General features: G+C 68.5%; 17 protein-coding genes, 1 tRNA gene and 1 pseudogene. 6 read left to right on the forward strand and 13 right to left on the reverse strand.

The window, feature by feature from the left end:
* Positions 1-47: 47 nt before the first annotated feature.
* Complete coding sequence (gene rplJ, locus ACT3CF_RS04835) at positions 48-563, reverse strand: 50S ribosomal protein L10 (protein WP_478420777.1); 516 nt, start codon at positions 561-563, stop codon at positions 48-50.
* Positions 564-959: 396 nt separating this feature from the next.
* Between rplJ and ACT3CF_RS04840 the strand changes: the two genes are divergently transcribed.
* Complete coding sequence (locus ACT3CF_RS04840) at positions 960-1,553, forward strand: L,D-transpeptidase family protein (protein WP_478420779.1); 594 nt, start codon at positions 960-962, stop codon at positions 1,551-1,553.
* 84 nt (positions 1,554-1,637) lie between these two features.
* Here the strand turns inward: ACT3CF_RS04840 and rplA are convergent, their stop codons facing one another.
* The 9 genes from rplA to ACT3CF_RS04885 form a co-directional block, all read right to left on the reverse strand.
* Positions 1,638-2,330, reverse strand: a complete 693-nt coding sequence (rplA, locus tag ACT3CF_RS04845) for a 50S ribosomal protein L1 (RefSeq protein WP_478420780.1) — start codon at positions 2,328-2,330, stop codon at positions 1,638-1,640.
* A gap of 4 nt (positions 2,331-2,334) precedes the next feature.
* Entirely contained in the window at positions 2,335-2,766 is a 432-nt protein-coding gene (gene rplK / locus ACT3CF_RS04850; RefSeq protein ID WP_478420781.1) for a 50S ribosomal protein L11, read from the reverse strand.
* Positions 2,767-3,026: 260 nt separating this feature from the next.
* On the reverse strand, positions 3,027-4,112 hold the full coding sequence (locus ACT3CF_RS04855; protein WP_478420783.1) for an AI-2E family transporter: 1,086 nt from the start codon (positions 4,110-4,112) through the stop codon (positions 3,027-3,029).
* A gap of 195 nt (positions 4,113-4,307) precedes the next feature.
* A complete protein-coding gene (gene nusG / locus ACT3CF_RS04860) occupies positions 4,308-4,847 on the reverse strand; it encodes a transcription termination/antitermination protein NusG (protein WP_478420784.1) in 540 nt (179 codons plus the stop codon).
* 10 nt (positions 4,848-4,857) lie between these two features.
* On the reverse strand, positions 4,858-5,055 hold the full coding sequence (secE, locus tag ACT3CF_RS04865) for a preprotein translocase subunit SecE (protein ID WP_478420785.1): 198 nt from the start codon (positions 5,053-5,055) through the stop codon (positions 4,858-4,860).
* A gap of 168 nt (positions 5,056-5,223) precedes the next feature.
* A complete protein-coding gene (locus ACT3CF_RS04870) occupies positions 5,224-5,802 on the reverse strand; it encodes a YqaA family protein (protein WP_478420787.1) in 579 nt (192 codons plus the stop codon).
* Positions 5,803-5,935: 133 nt separating this feature from the next.
* A tRNA-Trp gene (locus tag ACT3CF_RS04875) sits at positions 5,936-6,012 on the reverse strand.
* 172 nt (positions 6,013-6,184) lie between these two features.
* Complete coding sequence (locus ACT3CF_RS04880; RefSeq protein ID WP_478420788.1) at positions 6,185-8,542, reverse strand: putative bifunctional diguanylate cyclase/phosphodiesterase; 2,358 nt, start codon at positions 8,540-8,542, stop codon at positions 6,185-6,187.
* Positions 8,543-8,684: 142 nt separating this feature from the next.
* Positions 8,685-10,454, reverse strand: coding sequence for a fatty acyl-AMP ligase (locus ACT3CF_RS04885; RefSeq protein ID WP_478420789.1), 1,770 nt, complete (start codon positions 10,452-10,454; stop codon positions 8,685-8,687).
* A gap of 118 nt (positions 10,455-10,572) precedes the next feature.
* Between ACT3CF_RS04885 and ACT3CF_RS04890 the strand changes: the two genes are divergently transcribed.
* From ACT3CF_RS04890 to ACT3CF_RS04910, 5 genes and pseudogenes are all read left to right on the forward strand, one after another.
* A complete protein-coding gene (locus ACT3CF_RS04890) occupies positions 10,573-11,103 on the forward strand; it encodes a regulatory protein RecX (protein ID WP_478420791.1) in 531 nt (176 codons plus the stop codon).
* Between the two features lie 76 nt (positions 11,104-11,179).
* Positions 11,180-11,869 carry a cold-shock protein gene (locus ACT3CF_RS04895; RefSeq protein ID WP_478420792.1) on the forward strand — a complete coding sequence of 230 codons (690 nt, stop codon included), beginning with the start codon at positions 11,180-11,182 and terminating at the stop codon, positions 11,867-11,869.
* Between the two features lie 160 nt (positions 11,870-12,029).
* A complete protein-coding gene (locus tag ACT3CF_RS04900) occupies positions 12,030-12,506 on the forward strand; it encodes a DUF192 domain-containing protein (protein WP_478421351.1) in 477 nt (158 codons plus the stop codon).
* 142 nt (positions 12,507-12,648) lie between these two features.
* Complete coding sequence (locus ACT3CF_RS04905) at positions 12,649-13,041, forward strand: NADH:ubiquinone oxidoreductase subunit NDUFA12 (protein ID WP_478420794.1); 393 nt, start codon at positions 12,649-12,651, stop codon at positions 13,039-13,041.
* Positions 13,042-13,238: 197 nt separating this feature from the next.
* Positions 13,239-13,472, forward strand: a pseudogene (locus ACT3CF_RS04910) (DUF2155 domain-containing protein); the annotation flags it as partial.
* Positions 13,473-13,507: 35 nt separating this feature from the next.
* On the opposite strand, the gene aat reads toward ACT3CF_RS04910, so the two are convergent.
* The 3 genes from aat to ACT3CF_RS04925 all read right to left on the reverse strand — a co-directional run bounded on the left by aat (position 13,508) and on the right by ACT3CF_RS04925 (position 15,476).
* The gene (gene aat / locus ACT3CF_RS04915) at positions 13,508-14,260 is read right to left on the reverse strand and encodes a leucyl/phenylalanyl-tRNA--protein transferase (protein ID WP_478420795.1); all 753 of its coding nucleotides are present in this window, start codon (positions 14,258-14,260) and stop codon (positions 13,508-13,510) included.
* The gene (locus ACT3CF_RS04920) at positions 14,257-14,997 is read right to left on the reverse strand and encodes a ParA family protein (RefSeq protein WP_478420796.1); all 741 of its coding nucleotides are present in this window, start codon (positions 14,995-14,997) and stop codon (positions 14,257-14,259) included. The genes aat and ACT3CF_RS04920 overlap by 4 nt, the downstream gene beginning before the upstream one ends.
* A 98-nt stretch (positions 14,998-15,095) precedes the next feature.
* Complete coding sequence (locus ACT3CF_RS04925) at positions 15,096-15,476, reverse strand: hypothetical protein (protein WP_478420798.1); 381 nt, start codon at positions 15,474-15,476, stop codon at positions 15,096-15,098.
* Between the last annotated feature and the right edge of the window lie 53 nt (positions 15,477-15,529).

The raw sequence follows: 15,529 nt of genomic DNA on the forward strand, positions 1-15,529 counted from the left end.
AATCAAATTCAGATGGTTTCGGGAATAAGTCGCAGGGGGGATACCGCTTACGCGGCGTCCTTTTCCGCATATGCCTTGAAGACGCGGGCCAGCTGGCTGGCCGGCGCCTGCGTGACCGCCGCAAGCTTGCTCGCCGGCGCCTGAAGCAGGCCGACGATCTTGCCGCGCAGCTCGTCGAGCGACGGCAGCGAGGCAAGCGCCTTCACGCCTTCGGCGTCGAGCAGCTGGGCGCCCATCGCGCCACCGACGATCTCGATCTTGTCGGTGGTCTTCGCGAACTCGACGACAACCTTGGCCGCAGCCACGGGGTCGACCGAGGTGGCGAGCGCCGTCGGACCCGTAAGCAGGTCCGCGATCACCGAGTAATCGGTGTCCTGAGCGGCAATCTTGGCAAGGCGGTTCTTCGCGACCTTGTAGCTCGCACCGGCGTCGCGCACCTTGTTGCGCAGGTCCGTCGACTGCTTGACGGACATGCCGAGGTTGCGGGTGACGACCACCACGCCGACCTCGTTGAAGGTACGGTTCAGCTCGGCAACGGCTTCGGTCTTCTGGGAACGATCCATGCCGGTCTCCTCGTTATGATCCCCGCCGGAAGCGAGGACCGGTTACATCGATGTCCGAGGGGCACGATCGTCAGCGGCCAGAGGTTTCCCCGGCATGACCCGGAACGCCGCGCTGCAACCAGGGCAGGGCGGAAGATCCGAAAAAATCTGTCCCCGTCTTGGCGAGAGATTAAGACCGGCAGATCCCGGTCGCTCGCTGTCTCGGACGGCACGCGCAGGGGGCAAGCCCATGCACGAGGCTGCGCACATAGCGGCTGCGGACGAAAAGTCAATCGGCCGCAAGCCGGGACGGCGCGGGTCATCGCGGCGGTTAACGTCGCCGGATGCCGTCCCCCGGCGGCACAGCGGGATTTCGGGGACTGGCCAGCGCCGCCCGGGCGGGGAATAGAGGGTGGCATGAGCCGAAACCATGCCCCGAAGCGCGCCTCCGGCGCCGTGATTCGCGCGCTGGCGCTGATGCTGGCCGGCGCCGCGCTGGTTCCCGCAGCGGTTCCGGCCGTCGCCGCCCCGGCCGGAACCGTCCAGCGGGGACCGGCGGTGCGCGGCGTTCTGGACGTCGATTCGCCGCTCGAGCCCGGCGAATATCTGTGGGAGACGACGCATGCCCCGCGGACCGGGCGGATCGAGATCGTCGCCGATGTCGCACGCGACCGGATGTACGTCTATCGCGGCGGAGTGGAGATCGGGCGCACGATCCTGATCTATGGCGCCGACGAGATGCCGACCCCGCTCGGCAGCTTCACGGTGCTCCAGAAGGATCGGCACCATGTCTCCAACCTCTATGGCGCCCCGATGCCGTACATGATGCGGCTGACCTGGGACGGCATTTCGATCCACGGCAGCGGCGACGTGGTCGAGAACCGCTATGCCACCCATGGCTGCATCGGCGTGCCCGACGAGTTCGCGGCACTGCTGTTCCGCGTCGTTCGGCTGGGCGACCGGGTGACGGTGACACGCAACTGGCGGCCCGACCTGTACGGCGAGGGCTGAGCCGCCCTTCTTCCTCCCCCGTTCACGCGAAAAGGGCCGGGATCGCTCCCGGCCCTTTCCTGATTTCGAAACCGATGACGGCGATCAGGCCGTCGCGATCTCGGTCACGTCGAGGCGCACGCCCGGGCCCATCGAGGACGACAGCGCCGCCTTCTTCAGATACTTGCCCTTGGCGCCCGACGGCTTGGCCTTGACGACCGCATCGACCAGCGCGTCGAAGTTCTTGCGCAGATCCTCGGCCGAGAAGCTCGCCTTGCCGATGCCCGAATGGATGATGCCGGCCTTTTCGACGCGGTATTCGACCTGGCCGCCCTTGGCCGCCTTGACGGCTTCGGCGACGTTCATCGTCACGGTGCCGAGCTTCGGGTTCGGCATCAGGCCCTTCGGACCCAGCACCTTACCGAGACGGCCGACGAGGCCCATCATGTCCGGGGTCGCGATGCAGCGATCGAAGTCGATCTTGCCGCCCTGGATGGCTTCCATCAGATCCTCGGCACCGACGACGTCCGCACCGGCGGCCTTGGCTTCATCGGCCTTGGCGCCACGGGCGAACACGCCGACGCGCACGGTCTTGCCGGTGCCCGCGGGCAGGGTGACGACGCCGCGGACCATCTGGTCGGCGTGGCGCGGATCGACGCCCAGGTTGAGCGCGACCTCGACGGTCTCGTCGAACTTCGCGGTCGCATTCGCCTTGACGATCGCGATCGCCTCATCGACGCCGTGCAGCTTCTGGCTGTCGACGGTCCAGCTCTTCTGCTTCTTGGTCAGCTTTGCCATGGTCTCAGCCCTCCACCACCTGGAGGCCCATCGCACGGGCGGAGCCCTCGATGATGCGGGTCGCGGCCTCGATGTCGTTCGCGTTCAGGTCCTTCATCTTCATCTCGGCGATCTCGGCGAGCTTGGCGCGCGTGATCTTGCCGGCGACGACCTTGCCCGGCTCCTTCGAGCCCGACTTGAGGTTGACGGCCTTCTTCAGAAGATAGGTGGCGGGCGGCGTCTTGGTCTCGAACGAGAACGAACGGTCCGCATAGACGGTGATGATCGTGGGCAGCGGCGTGCCCTTTTCGACATCGCCGGTCTGGGCGTTGAACGCCTTGCAGAATTCCATGATGTTCACGCCGCGCTGACCCAGCGCCGGGCCGATCGGGGGCGAGGGGTTGGCGGCGCCGGCCGGCACCTGCAGCTTGATATAGCCGGTAATTTTCTTTGCCATGTCACTCTCTTTCAAGTCGAGCGGTCAAGCGACGGCCGCATGGCCGCCTCCCGCATGGTTCCACCACGAATGCGCTGGAAGCGCGCGCCCTTAGCCGATGTGGCGCGGCGATGCAATGCCCCGCGGTGCGATCCGCCCCCGTCGCGGCGGGCGAAGTTTAGGAAGTTTAGGCTCGTTCATCGTGTGAAGCAGGCGGTGAGCACCGGAACATATGGCGAACTTTCGCCCATTTGTCAAGGGGTTGCGCCGGGCGGCGGCGGTCAGGGGTGCGCGGGCGGGGCGCCCGGCAGGTCGGGGCCGCCGATATCGCCGTCGGCGACCCATTCGCGCCAGATCAGCACCAGCGCCGCCATCACCGCCGGCCCGACGAACAGCCCGAGCAGCCCGATCGTCTCGACGCCGCCGACGATGCCGATCAGCACCCACACGAAGGGCAGGCGCGTCGTCCCGCCGATCAGCCCCGGGCGCAGGAAATGATCGATGACGAAGTTGAGCGCGAAGCCGATCGCGCCGACGACGATCGCGGCGACGACGCTGCCCTGCGCGACCAGCAGCAGCACCGCGACCGCGAGCACCGCGACGAGGCCGAACGGCACCATCGAGGCGAGCCCCGAGAACAGCCCGAGCAGGAGTGGGTGCGGCACGCCGCCGGAGAAGTAGAGGATCGCCATCAGGATGCCCTGCGCGAAGCCGAGCAGGACGAGCCCGTCGACCGCACCGCGCACCGCGGCGAAGATCTGGCGTCCCAGCCGCTCGCCGGCGTCGCCGAAGGCGCGCGTCGCGCCGCGTTCGAGCTGGCGCACGATCGAATCGCGATCGCGCAACAGAAAGAACAGCACGACGATCGTGAAGCCGAACACCACCGCGCGACGGACGATCCCGTGCGTGAGCGCACCCGAACGGCTGAGCCACAGGCTATGGTCGAGCCGCCCGATCTCCGCCGTCGCCGCGGCGGGGGTGGCGAGGTGCGTGGTCCACCAGGCGGTGAGCTCGGCCGAACCCCAGGGCAGCCGTGCGACCCAGTCGGGAACGGGAACGCCGTGCGCGCGCGCCTGGGCGATCCAGCCGAACGCCGCCTGCGCCTCGACCACCGCCTGCGACGCGGCGAGCACGAGCGGGACGAGGACGATCAGCACCACAGCGAGCGTGAGCAGCGCCGCCACCACCGTCTCCCGCCCCGGCCAGCGGTCGAGCAGTCGCGTCCGCAGCGGCTCGACCGCGATGGCGAGCACGCCCGCCCACAGCACCGACGGCACGAACGCCGCGCCGATCCACAGCGCCGCGACCGCGATCGCCGCCGCAAGCGCAATCCGCGCGCGCGTCTGGGCCGGTGTGGTGTTCGACATGGCAGATCCCCCCGATGCGGCGCCCCGGCGCCGGGCGGCGTGTTTATTGGCGGCAGCCGGCAGGGGACGGCAAGCGGATTTCAGCGGCCACGACGAGCGGCAGCGGCCCGGCAGCAAAAAAGCCGGAGCTTGCGCCCCGGCTTCTTGCTGGTCGTTGCCCGGACCCGTGCCGCCGTGGCGGCCGGGCGGGGCGCGTTACTTGGCGCGTTCGACGTCCTCGAAACCGAGTTCGAGCGGGGTCGCGCGGCCGAAGATCGAGATCGAGACCTTGACCCGGTTCTTGTCGTAATCGAGTTCCTCGACCACGCCCGAGAAGGTCGCGAAGTTGCCCGAGACGACCTTGACCGTGTCGCCGATGTCGTAATCGACCTTGACCTTGGTCTTGGGCGCCGCAGCGGCGGCCTCTTCCTTGGTGTTGAGGATGCGTGCAGCCTCGTTCTCGGTGATCGGCTGGGGCTTGCCGCTGGCGCCGAGGAAGCCCGTCACCTTCGGCGTGTTCTTCACCAGGTGATAGACGTCATCGTTCATGTCGAGCTTGGCAAGAACATAGCCCGGGAAGAACTTGCGTTCGGCCTGGATCTTCTTGCCGCGGCGAACCTCGGTGACGGTTTCGGTCGGCACCTCGACCGCGTCGACGAAGCGTTCGAGCCCGAGACGGGTGGCGTCGGCAAGGATCTGATCGCGAACCTTGCCCTCGAATCCGGAATAGGCGTGGATGATGTACCAGCGCGACATCGGCGTCCCTTTACTGAGCGAGGCTGAGCAGGAAGCGGACAACCGCGTCGAAGAACGCGTCCACGCCAAGGAAGAACATGCCGAGAAGCGACGTCATGATCAACACCATGACGCCGGTCATGATCGTTTCCTTGCGCGTCGGCCAGACGACCTTCTTGGCCTCGGCCTTCACCTGGTTCATGAATTCGACGGGACTGGTCTTTGCCACCTGGGCCACCCTCGCTAAAACTTGTTCCGGTTGCGGGGCATGGGTCCGCTGCCCGGCCCTTGCGAGGGACCGGCGCTTTTCCTTCCGCGCTGTCGGATTGAGCCCTCTATCTAGACGCTTCGCCACGGCGGCGCAAGGTCTGCCATGGCGAAGCGCCGCCGCCGCGCATCAGAGATAGGCGACCGCGACGAAACCCCCGACGAGCAGGATCAGGAAACCCCAGGCGAAGAGGTTGAGCCGTTCCTCGATGAAGGTCTGCACCGGCTGGCCGAAGCGGCGGAGCAGCGCGGCGATCAGGAAGAAGCGCGCGCCGCGCGTGATCGCGCACAGCAGCACGAACAGCGGGAAGTTGAAGTGCGCGATGCCGCTGGCGATCGTCACCAGCTTGAACGGAATGGGGGTGAGCCCCTTCAGCAGGATGATCGCGGCGCCGTATTCGCCGTACATATGCTGAAACTGCCCGATCTTTTCCTGCATGTGATAGAGCTGGATCAGCCACTGGCCGACGCTTTCGAGCAGGTAATAGCCGATCGCATAGCCGAGCATCGCGCCGAGCACCGAGGCGATCGTGCACACCGCCGCGATCGTATAGGCGCGGTCGCGGCGCGCGAGCACCATCGGCACGACCATCGCGTCGGGGGGGATGGGAAAGAAGCTGCTTTCCGCAAAAGCGACGATCGCGAGGCTGCGCAGCGCGTGGCGGTGATGCGCCATGCGCAGCACCCAGTCATACATCGGGCGAAACATGCGTATCCGGTTTCCTAGGGACGTTTGCCCCGCCTTTGCAGGTTCCGCGCTGCGGTGCAATCGAAGCGGTGTCGCGGCGGACGCGCGCGCGGCGCACGGATGCGGCGGCAGGATGATTCGCGCTGTCGGGAAATGGCAGGGGCGCTCGGATTCGAACCGAGGGCCTTCGGTTTTGGAGACCGACGCTCTAACCAGCTGAGCTACGCCCCTAATCCCACCGGCCCTGGCGCGGCGTGCGTGCCGGGGCGGGTTGGTTCGGCGGCATCTAGCGGGGTCCGCGCCCCGCCGCAAGGGGGGAGACGCACCGCATGGGCGAGAAATCGTGCGCCGCAAATCGCGCGGCCGGGACGATGCGGCCGCCGGGGCGCGGACGTCGCCCCGGTCAGGCGGCGGCGATGCTGTCCGGATCGTGCATCGTGAGCTGGCGCGCCTCCTCGACCGGGAGGGGACGGCCGAAATAATAGCCCTGGACCTTGGTGCAGCCGAACCGCTGGACCATCAGATGCTCCTCCTCGGTCTCCACCCCCTCGGCGGTGGTGGCCATGCCGAGGCTTTCGGCGAGCGCGACGACGGCGCGGATGATCGCGACCGCCTCCTTGCCGCCGCGCGCCGCGGCCTGGATGAAGCTGCGGTCGATCTTGATCGAGCTGAAGCGCGTGTGCGCCAGATAGCCGAGCGACGAATAGCCGGTGCCGAAATCGTCGAGGCTGAGCCGCACGCCGAGGTCGAGCACCTTTTCGAGCACCTGCGTCGCGGCGGTGCCTTCGCGCATGAACACGCTTTCGGTGACTTCGAGTTCGAGCCGTTCGGCCGGCAGCCCCGACTGGGCGAGCGCCTGGGCGACGACGCTGGCAAAGGCGGGGTTGTGGAGCTGTTCGGGGCTGACATTGACCGCGATGCGCGCCGGGACGTGCCAGCGCGCGGCCTCCTGGCAGGCGGTACGCAGCACCCATTCGCCGATCGGCACGATCAGCCGCGCATCCTCGGCGAGCGGGATGAACTTGGACGGCGGGATCGCGCCATGTTCCGGATGCGTCCAGCGCACCAGCGCCTCGAACCCGTTGAGCTGTCCCGTCGCGGCGCTGACCACCGGCTGATAGGCGAGGTGGAGCTGGCCGTTCTCGACCGCGCTGCGCAGCGCGATCTCGAGCACACGGCGTTCCTCGGCGGCGACGTGGAGCTGGGGCTCATAGGCGTGGAAGACGCCGCCGCCCTGGTCCTTCGAGCGATAGAGCGCGAGGTCGGCCGAGCGGATCAGCATCTCGGCGGTGCGACCGTCGCGCGGGCCGATCGCAAGACCGACCGAGGCGCCGATATAGAGCGTGTGGTTGTCGACCTCATAGGGCCGCGACAGTACCTCGATGATCGTCCGCGCGAGCCGTTCGACGCGCGCGCTGTCGTTGGCATCGCGGACGACGACGGCGAATTCGTCGCCGCCGAGGCGGCCGATGATCTCGTTGTCGGTCATCATCTGCTGAAGCCGCTCGGACACGCGGCCGAGCAGCCGGTCGCCGACCGGATGGCCGAGCGTGTCGTTGACCGCCTTGAAGCGATCGAGGTCGATCATCATGAAGGCGCAGCGCGCGCCCCATTGCTCGGCATCGGCGACCGCGCGGACGAGCGCTTCGTTGACGTGAAGGCGGTTGGGCAGCCCGGTGAGCGTGTCGAAGCGCGCCATGCGGTTGATCTTGTCCGCCGAGCGCCGCTGTTCGGTGACGTCGGAGCCGACGCCGCGAAAGCCGACAAAGGCGCCGCGATCGTCGAAGCGCGGGCTGGCCGACATCTCCCACCAGCGCTGCTGGCCGTCGACGAGCACGGGGAGGAGCAGGTCGCGGAACGCCTCGCGCTGCTTGAGCTTGTCGGCGAGCTGGCGCAGCTCGGGCGCGAAATCGCCGGTGTCCCAGCTTGGACCGGCGAGAAGCTGGAGGAAGGGCGTGCCGTTGATCGTCGCGGGATCGGCGCCGATCGACAGCGCGAAACGCGGATTGGCGCGGACGACGCGGCGCTGGGCGTCGATTTCCCACAGCCAGTCGGAGCCGGCATCCTCGAACTCGCGCAGCAACAGGCTGACGGTCTCGTCGCGCTCGGCGATCGCGATCTCGGCGGCGCGGATCACGACGAGCGCGCGGCCGCGCTCGATCGTCGCGACGATGAGGAGAAGCATGAACAGCCCTGCGGCGGCGGCGAGCACCGAAAAGCCCTGCAGCGCGAGCTGGACGGCAAGCGCGCCACCCGCGACGGTGACGAAGAGCAGCGTCGACAGCGGCAGCGCCGCGGCCGTGACGGCGGCGGCGGTCATCAGGATCGACAGCACGAGCAGCAGCGCGGCATAGGTCGGCGCATCGGCCGCGCGGCCGAAGGCGAGCGGCGGCACCGCCCAGATCGCGCCGAGCGCCAGCCCCTCGAGCGCGGTCTCGCGGACTTCCTCGAGGCTGGCGGTGGTCCGGTCGCTCGACCGATGGCGCAGGCGGCGCAGCGCGACCGCGCACGCGATCATCGCGGTGACGCCGCCCCAGCCGACGAGCTGCCACAGCGGCTCGCGCCCGGCGAGCGCCATCACCAGCAGCCCCGCACCGACCAGATTGGCGGCGAACAGGGCGAGCGCATAGCGGCCGCCGGCGCGCAGCTGGGCCGCGCGGATCGGTCCCCAATCGGTCGAATCGGCAGGGTCATAGAGCCCGAGCAGCGCCCAGGCGTTGATCCGCGGCGACGCGAATTGCGAATTGGTCTGGCTGGTCACCCGCCGAACATACAGCCGCGCTGGTTAGCGACTGGTTGCGGCGGCGGCAGGTTTTGGAAAAAGCCGGGACGGGGGATGCGCCGCGGGCGAACCCGCCGGCGCATCCGGCCCGGTCGTCATCGGCCGCCGGCGCGGCGGCCGGTCAGGCGGCGATGTCGTAGGGCTTGATCGCGCCCGCGAGGTAGAGATTGCGCGCCTTGGCGCGGCTGAGCTTGCCCGAGCTGGTGCGCGGCAGCGTGCGCGGCGGCACCAGTTCGATCACGCAGTTCATGCCGGTGACCGCGCGGACGCGCTCGCGAATCTCGTCGCGCAGCCGCGCGCGTTCGCGATCGTCCGAGGTGCGGCACTGGACGAGCACCGCCGGCGTCTCCTCGCCGCCGGGCGTGGTGATCGCGAAGGCGGCGATATCGCCCTGCTTGAAGCCGGGAAGCTGCTCGACCGCCCATTCGATGTCCTGCGGCCAGTGATTGCGGCCGTTGACGATGATCATGTCCTTCGCCCGGCCGACAATGTAGATATAGCCGTCGGACATATAGCCCATGTCACCGGTGTCGAGCCAGCCGTCCTTCATGCAGGCGTCGGTCGATTCCTGGTCGCGGAAATAGCCGACCATCAGCGACGGCCCCTTGCACCACACCTTGCCGATCGCGCGTTCGGGAAGCGGCGTGCCGTCTTCCTCGCGCACCTCGACCCGCATGTCCTTCACCGGCTTGCCGCAATTGACGATCGCGCGGAAACGCTGCGGCCGGCCGCTGCCCTGGGGGCTGCCCGAAAGCTGCGTTTCCTCGACCAGCTCGACCACGATCCCTTCGCCCGGCGGCATCAGCGACACCGCGAGCGTCGCCTCGGCAAGGCCGTAGCTGGGCAGGAAGGCCGAGGCGTTGAAGCCCGCATCGGCGAAAGCGTCGACGAACGACTGCATCACGTCGGGCCGGATCATGTCGGCGCCGTTGCCCGCGACGCGCCAGCGCGACAGGTCGAACCGCTCGCTCGCGCGCGTCTGGGTCGAGATGCGGCGCGCGCAGATGTCGTAGCCGAAGGTCGGCGAATAGGAGATGCTGGTGCCCGGATTGCGGCTGACCATGTCGAGCCAGGCGAGCGGACGCCGCGCGAAATCCTCGGTCTTGAGATAGTCGGTCGAGACCTGGTTGGCCACGATCGACAGGAAGCAGCCGACCAGCCCCATGTCGTGATACCAGGGCAGCCACGAGACGCAGCGGTCGGTCTCGCGAAGCTGCATCCCGTGCGAATGCGCGGCGAGGTTGTTGAGCAGCGCATGGTGCGTGATCGCCACGCCATGCGGAAAGCGCGTCGAACCGCTGGAATATTGCAGATAGGCGATGTCGTCGCTCTTCGCCTGCGGCAGCGGGGCCTCGGGTGCGGGGCGCGTGTCGAATTCGTCCCAGGCGATCCCCTGCGTCCCCGCAAGCCGCGCCGCCTCTGCGCACATCGCGCCGAGTTCGGGCGGGAAGAGCAGCATCGTCGGGTCGCAGCTGTCGAGCTGGACGCGAAGCTGGTCGATGTAGGACTGCGCCCCGCCGAAGCTGGTCGGCAGCGGCAGCGGCACCGGCCACGCGCCGGCATAGACGACGCCGAAGAACAGCGCGGCGAACTCCGCCCCGGTCTCCGCGATCAGCGCGACGCGATCCTGCGGCCGGACGCCCGCGGCGATCAGGCGATGCGCCTGACGCAGCGCGTCGGTGCGCAGTTCGGAAAAGGGATAGGGGCGCACCAGCGTGCCGCGCGGGTCATGGAAATTCATCCCCCGACGGCCGCGCGCGGCATAGTCCAGCGCCTCGCCCAAGGTGGCGAAGTCGGCCAGGCGGCGCGGCAGCGTATCGTCGGTGGGGGTGGGAGCGACCGTCGTCGTCTCCGCGGCTTGTTGTTGCGATCCCGTGTCTTCCAAAATCATTCTATGTCCCGTGCCCCTGTGAGGTAGCAGTTCGTGCTCCCCCGACGCAGCCCATCCGCCCGCGTCTGCTACGCACTATGGTTCAAAATCGGTTGCCAGTGTGGCACAAACAAGGCGCATGGCCCGCACCCACCGCCCGCTTCCGCCCCTCGACAGCGCCGATCTGGAGCGGATCGCGCTCCGCTACGTCGAACGCTTCGCAACTACAAGGGCCAAGCTGGCCGATTATCTGCGCCGCAAGCTGCGCGAGCGCGGCTGGGACGGCGAAACCCCCGCCGATCCCGATGCGCTGGCCGACCGGATGGTGGCGCGCGGCTATGTCGACGATGCCGCCTATGCCGCGGCGAAGGCACGGTCGATGGCGCGCCGCGGGCTGGGCGCGCGTCGGGTTGCCGAGGCGTTGCGCCATGCCGGCGTCGACGATGCCGCCGCGCCGCCGCCCGACGACGATCCCGAGACGGCGGCGATGGACAGTGCGCTGGTCTTTGCCCGCCGCCGCCGCATCGGCCCGTTCGCGAGCGCGCCCGCCGATCCCGACGCGCAACGCCGCCAGTTTGCCGCGATGCTGCGGGCCGGACACGCGCCGGACATCGCGCGCAAAATAGTCAAGATGTTTCCGGGGGAAGGGGAGGGGGAACTGTCCCGTTAAGTGTCGCTTTTGCAGTGTATAAAGCGATTCAATCCGCCTTTGGTCTATGCTATCCATTCGGGTTGGGGGAATAGCAATGCACGCTCAAAAACGGCTTGCTGCCAACGACTTCGCGGTCGCTTCGTCGGATGGCAGCATTACAGACCTTCCTTCCGACGCGACGCCCGAGGCGTCGCTCGATTCTCCGCTGTGCGCCGTCCCTGCTGCCCCGCCGGCGGAGGCGGATGGCGAGGTGCGGGAGCAGCAACGCGTGACGAGCGAGGAGCAGGGGGAGCTTCACCGCGGTATCGTCAAATGGTTCGACGTGACGCGGGGCTTCGGCTTTCTGGTCGCCGACGAGCCGGGGGTGGGCGATATCCTGATCCATTTCACCGTCCTGCAGGAGCATGGCCGGCGCAGCCTGCCCGAAGGGACACGGGTCGAATGCTATGCGGTGCGGCGCGAGCGCGGGATGCAGGCGCGCGAGATCGTCTCGATCGACCTGAGCCAGGCGATCGAGGCGCCGAAGCGCGCGAACGACCGCCCCGACCGGCTGAACCTGGTCGCGTCGGCGGGACCGTTCGAGCCGGTAACGGTGAAGTGGTTCAACCGGCTGAAGGGTTACGGCTTCCTGGTGCGCGCGAGCGATCCGGCGGACGTTTTCGTCCATATGGAGACGCTGCGCCGCGCCGACATCCAGGAAGTCGAGCCCGGCGACACGCTGCGCGCGCGGATCGTCGATGGCGAAAAGGGGCTGTTGGCGGTATTGGTGGAGCGCGGCGACTGACGCGACCGCGCACCGAGTGAAGCGGAAGGAAACGGCCATGGCGCGGCGCCACCCCGGGATGCAGACCGATCGTGCGGCCCCCAGGCAGCGAATCGAGGCGATGCGGGCGGCGCGCGGCATCGCCGTTGTCGCGATGGCGATGTCGGTCGCGACGGTGCCGATGCTTGCAGCCAGCGCAGCGGTGCGCGGGCCGGGCCAGGCCGCGGCGGATGCGGGCGGTGCCGCGACGGCGACGCCCGCCGAGCGCGCGCGCCGCGTGGCGTTGACGATCGAGACGCGCGGCGGACCCCGCGCATTCCGCGTCGAACTGGCACGGACGCCGCACGAGCAGGAACGCGGGCTGATGTATCGCACCGAACTGCCCGACGACGGCGGGATGCTGTTCTATCCCTATCCCGCCGACGGCAGCGGGCCGCGCGAAGCCTCGTTCTGGATGCACAACACGCCGAGCGCGCTCGACATCGTGTATATCCGCCGCAACGGCACGATCGCGCGGATCGCGGCCAATGCCGAACCCTTTTCGGAAACGCCGATCGCGTCGGGCGAGCCGGTGGCGGCGGTGCTCGAAATCCCCGGCGGGCGCGCCGCCGCGCTGGGCATCGCGGTGGGCGACCGCGTGCGCTGGACGATCCGCTGACGCCGTTCGCGGCGGCGCCGGACCGTCGGCACGGGCGGCGGCGCGGGTTTTTCGCAGCTCGGCACAAAGATTGGGGCAAAGAGCGTGCATCGAGCGCACGCACCCTGTTGCCCCCGGGCCGCTCCCGGAGTATCGGCGGGGCATGGGTCTTTTGAAGTCGATCTTTACCTGGTGGGAAGGCGCCACCTTCGGAACCTGGGTTGGCCTGCGTGGCAAGACCAAGGTGGGCGAGGATTCGCTCGGCAACGTCTATTTCGAGGGCGGCCGCGATCCCAACGGCATTCCGCGCCGCTGGGTGATCTACAAGGGCTCGAACGATGCCAGCCGGGTTCCGCCCGAATGGTTCAGCTGGCTTCATCACCAGATCGACGACGTGCCCGATCGCGCGCTGCCCCCCGTGCGGGTGTGGCAGAAGCCCGCCGAGCCGAACCTGACCGGCACCACCCAGGCCTATCGTCCCGCCGGGGCGCTGGAGGCGGGTGGCCATCGCGCCCGTGCGACGGGCGATTACGAGGCCTGGACTCCCGACGCATGATCCACGGCGCCGGACGCGCAGCGGCGCTGGCGCTGCTGCTGATGACCGGCGCGTGCAAGGGCGGCAGCGACGGCAATGCCGCCGCGGGCAACGCCGCCGACGATGTCGTCATCACCGGCGGCGGGACGGTTCCCGGATCGACCGAGCTGGTTTCGACCGGGCCCGATGCCGCCACGCTCAACGCCGCGGCGACGCCGATGGCCGAACGCGTCGCGGTGATCGGCGTGCTCAACAAGCATAACGGCCAGACGCGCGACCTGACGCTGAAGCCGGGGCAGGCGGTGCGGCTGGGCGACCTGATCGTCCGGCTGCGCGCGTGCGACCGCACCGCGCCCTGGGAGCAGGAGCCGTTGACCGGCGCGTTCGTCCAGCTTGACCTGCAACAGCCCGACAAGTCGTGGCGGCGCATGTTTTCGGGCTGGCTGTTCAAGGAACGGCCAGCCGCGAACGTCGTCCAGAACCCGCTTTACGACGTGTGGCCCAAAAGCTGCGAAATGACCTTCCGCGATTCGGGCGACGAGACCCTGCCCGCGCCGGCGGTGACGGGCGGCGGATCGAGCCGGTCGAGCGCGAAGAAATCCGCCGAGGAGAGCGAGGGCGGCGAAGAGGGGGCCGAAGAGGTCGTTCCCAGCGCGGCGCCCAGCAACGCCATGTAGCGCTTGCGCGGGATCTCGATCGCGCCGAGCGAGGCGAGGTGATCGGTGATGAACTGGCAGTCGAGCAGCGTGAATCCGCCCGCCTTGAGCCGCGCGACGAGATGCGCGAGCGCCACCTTCGACGCGTCGCGCACGCGCGTGACCATCGATTCTCCGAAAAACGCCCGGCCGAGCGCGAGGCCGTAAAGGCCGCCGGCGAGCCGGTCGCCGTCCCAGCATTCGACCGAATGCGCCAGTCCGACGCGATGCAGCGCGACGAACACCGATTCGATCGCACCGTTGATCCAGGTGTCGGGCCGATCCTCGGCCGATTCGGCGCAGAGCTGGATCACCGATTCGAATGCGGTGTCGACCGTGACGCGGAAACGATCGGCGAGGATCGTCTTGCGCAGCGAACGCGACAGGCGGAAGCCGTCGATCGGCAGCACGCCGCGATATTTGGGTTCGACCCAGAAAATCTCCTGCGCGTCGCGCGCATCGGCCATCGGGAACACGCCGCTGGCATAGGCGCGCAGCACCATCGCGGGTTCGAGGTCGGGAATGGCGGTGCGCGCGCGCGTCATGCCGCCACCCGCACGGCGGCGAGCCGCTGTTCGATTTCCTGCCACAGCGCGGCGAAGGCGAGCGCGCCCGGGCTGCGCGGCGCGAAGCTGCCGACGGGGGCGCGGCGTTCGGCCATCGTCTCGATCATGCTCGCCATCGGGATCACCGGCCAGTCGGGATGCGCGGCGAGCGCATGCGCGTGGAGCGAGCGGCGGCGATCGACCATCGAATGCACCGGCAGCAGCGCGACCTTGCCCTTGCGCGCGGCGAGATGCGCCGCGACCTCGTCAAAGGCGCGCGTCGACAGCGGCGAGGGGACGACGGGCACGACGATCAGGTCGGCGGCGCGCATCACCTGTTCGCTGGTGTCGGTGAGCCCGGGCGGACAATCGAGCAGCACGCGGTCATAGCCGTTGCCGATATCGTCGAGCAGGCGGGCGAGCCGCTTCTTCTTGTCGAGCGCGTGGAACATATGGTCGAGCCCGCGCAGCGAGGCGTCGGCGCCGATCAGGTCGAGCCGTTCGAACGCGGTGGGGCGGACCATGCGGTCGGGCGCGACGTCGCGCGAGAAGATCGCCTGGGCCTGGTCGCGCGCGCGGCCTTCGCCGCCGAGCAGATAGGTCGCGGCGGCCTGGGGGTCGAGATCCCAGACGAGCGTGCGGCGCGCCGAGAGCGTGGCGGCGGCCCAGGCGAGGTTGACCGCCATCGTCGTTTTGCCGACGCCGCCCTTGAGGCTGTAGACCGCGATCGTCGCCACGCTGTCGCTCTCCTTTCCGCAGCCGCGAAGGGCCGGAATCAAAAGGGGCCGGCGGAACATTCCGCCAGCCCCTGTTCAAAACGCTTTGCGACGAAGGATCAAGCCTTGCAGGTCTTGGCCCCCTTGCCGGGCAGCGTGACCGAGACACTCTTGGGCGTGCCGGTGACCTTGTAGCCGCCGTCGGCGACATAGGGCTCACCCGCGGCCGGCGCCTTGAGCATGGTGGGCGTGCCGCCCTTTTCGGTGCGCAGGTTGAGCTGCTTTTCACCCTGGAAAAACTCGATGAAAACCAGCGAGTTGTCGCCGCAGCGCATCGACACCGACTTGAGGATCGCGGGCGGAAGTTCGACCGGCGCCGCGTTGCGGAGCTGGGCCTCCATGGGATCGGGCGCGGTGCTCGTCACTTCCTGGGGCTTGTTCTCACAAGCCGTCAGCGAGAGCAGGGCGACGGCGGCGGCAAGAATGGGAGCTTTGTTCATGACCGTGGGGCTTTCGGCGAAGGGGCAAGAATCGTCAAGTGATTCGTGAGACA

The organism is Sphingomonas chlorellae (assembly GCF_056485145.1).

Excerpts from the sequence above, each read along its gene's own strand:
- ACT3CF_RS04885 (WP_478420789.1), bottom strand. The coding sequence starts at position 10,454 with ATGATTTTGGAAGACACGGGATCGCAACAACAAGCCGCGGAGACGACG.
- ACT3CF_RS04855 (WP_478420783.1), bottom strand. The coding sequence starts at position 4,112 with ATGTCGAACACCACACCGGCCCAGACGCGCGCGCGGATTGCGCTTGCG.
- ACT3CF_RS04925 (WP_478420798.1), bottom strand. The coding sequence starts at position 15,476 with ATGAACAAAGCTCCCATTCTTGCCGCCGCCGTCGCCCTGCTCTCGCTG.
- ACT3CF_RS04890 (WP_478420791.1), top strand. The coding sequence starts at position 10,573 with ATGGCCCGCACCCACCGCCCGCTTCCGCCCCTCGACAGCGCCGATCTG.
- nusG (WP_478420784.1), bottom strand. The coding sequence starts at position 4,847 with ATGTCGCGCTGGTACATCATCCACGCCTATTCCGGATTCGAGGGCAAG.
- ACT3CF_RS04900 (WP_478421351.1), top strand. The coding sequence starts at position 12,030 with ATGCTTGCAGCCAGCGCAGCGGTGCGCGGGCCGGGCCAGGCCGCGGCG.
- ACT3CF_RS04870 (WP_478420787.1), bottom strand. The coding sequence starts at position 5,802 with ATGTTTCGCCCGATGTATGACTGGGTGCTGCGCATGGCGCATCACCGC.
- aat (WP_478420795.1), bottom strand. The coding sequence starts at position 14,260 with ATGACGCGCGCGCGCACCGCCATTCCCGACCTCGAACCCGCGATGGTG.
- rplA (WP_478420780.1), bottom strand. The coding sequence starts at position 2,330 with ATGGCAAAGCTGACCAAGAAGCAGAAGAGCTGGACCGTCGACAGCCAG.
- ACT3CF_RS04905 (WP_478420794.1), top strand. The coding sequence starts at position 12,649 with ATGGGTCTTTTGAAGTCGATCTTTACCTGGTGGGAAGGCGCCACCTTC.
- rplK (WP_478420781.1), bottom strand. The coding sequence starts at position 2,766 with ATGGCAAAGAAAATTACCGGCTATATCAAGCTGCAGGTGCCGGCCGGC.
- ACT3CF_RS04840 (WP_478420779.1), top strand. The coding sequence starts at position 960 with ATGAGCCGAAACCATGCCCCGAAGCGCGCCTCCGGCGCCGTGATTCGC.
- ACT3CF_RS04895 (WP_478420792.1), top strand. The coding sequence starts at position 11,180 with ATGCACGCTCAAAAACGGCTTGCTGCCAACGACTTCGCGGTCGCTTCG.
- rplJ (WP_478420777.1), bottom strand. The coding sequence starts at position 563 with ATGGATCGTTCCCAGAAGACCGAAGCCGTTGCCGAGCTGAACCGTACC.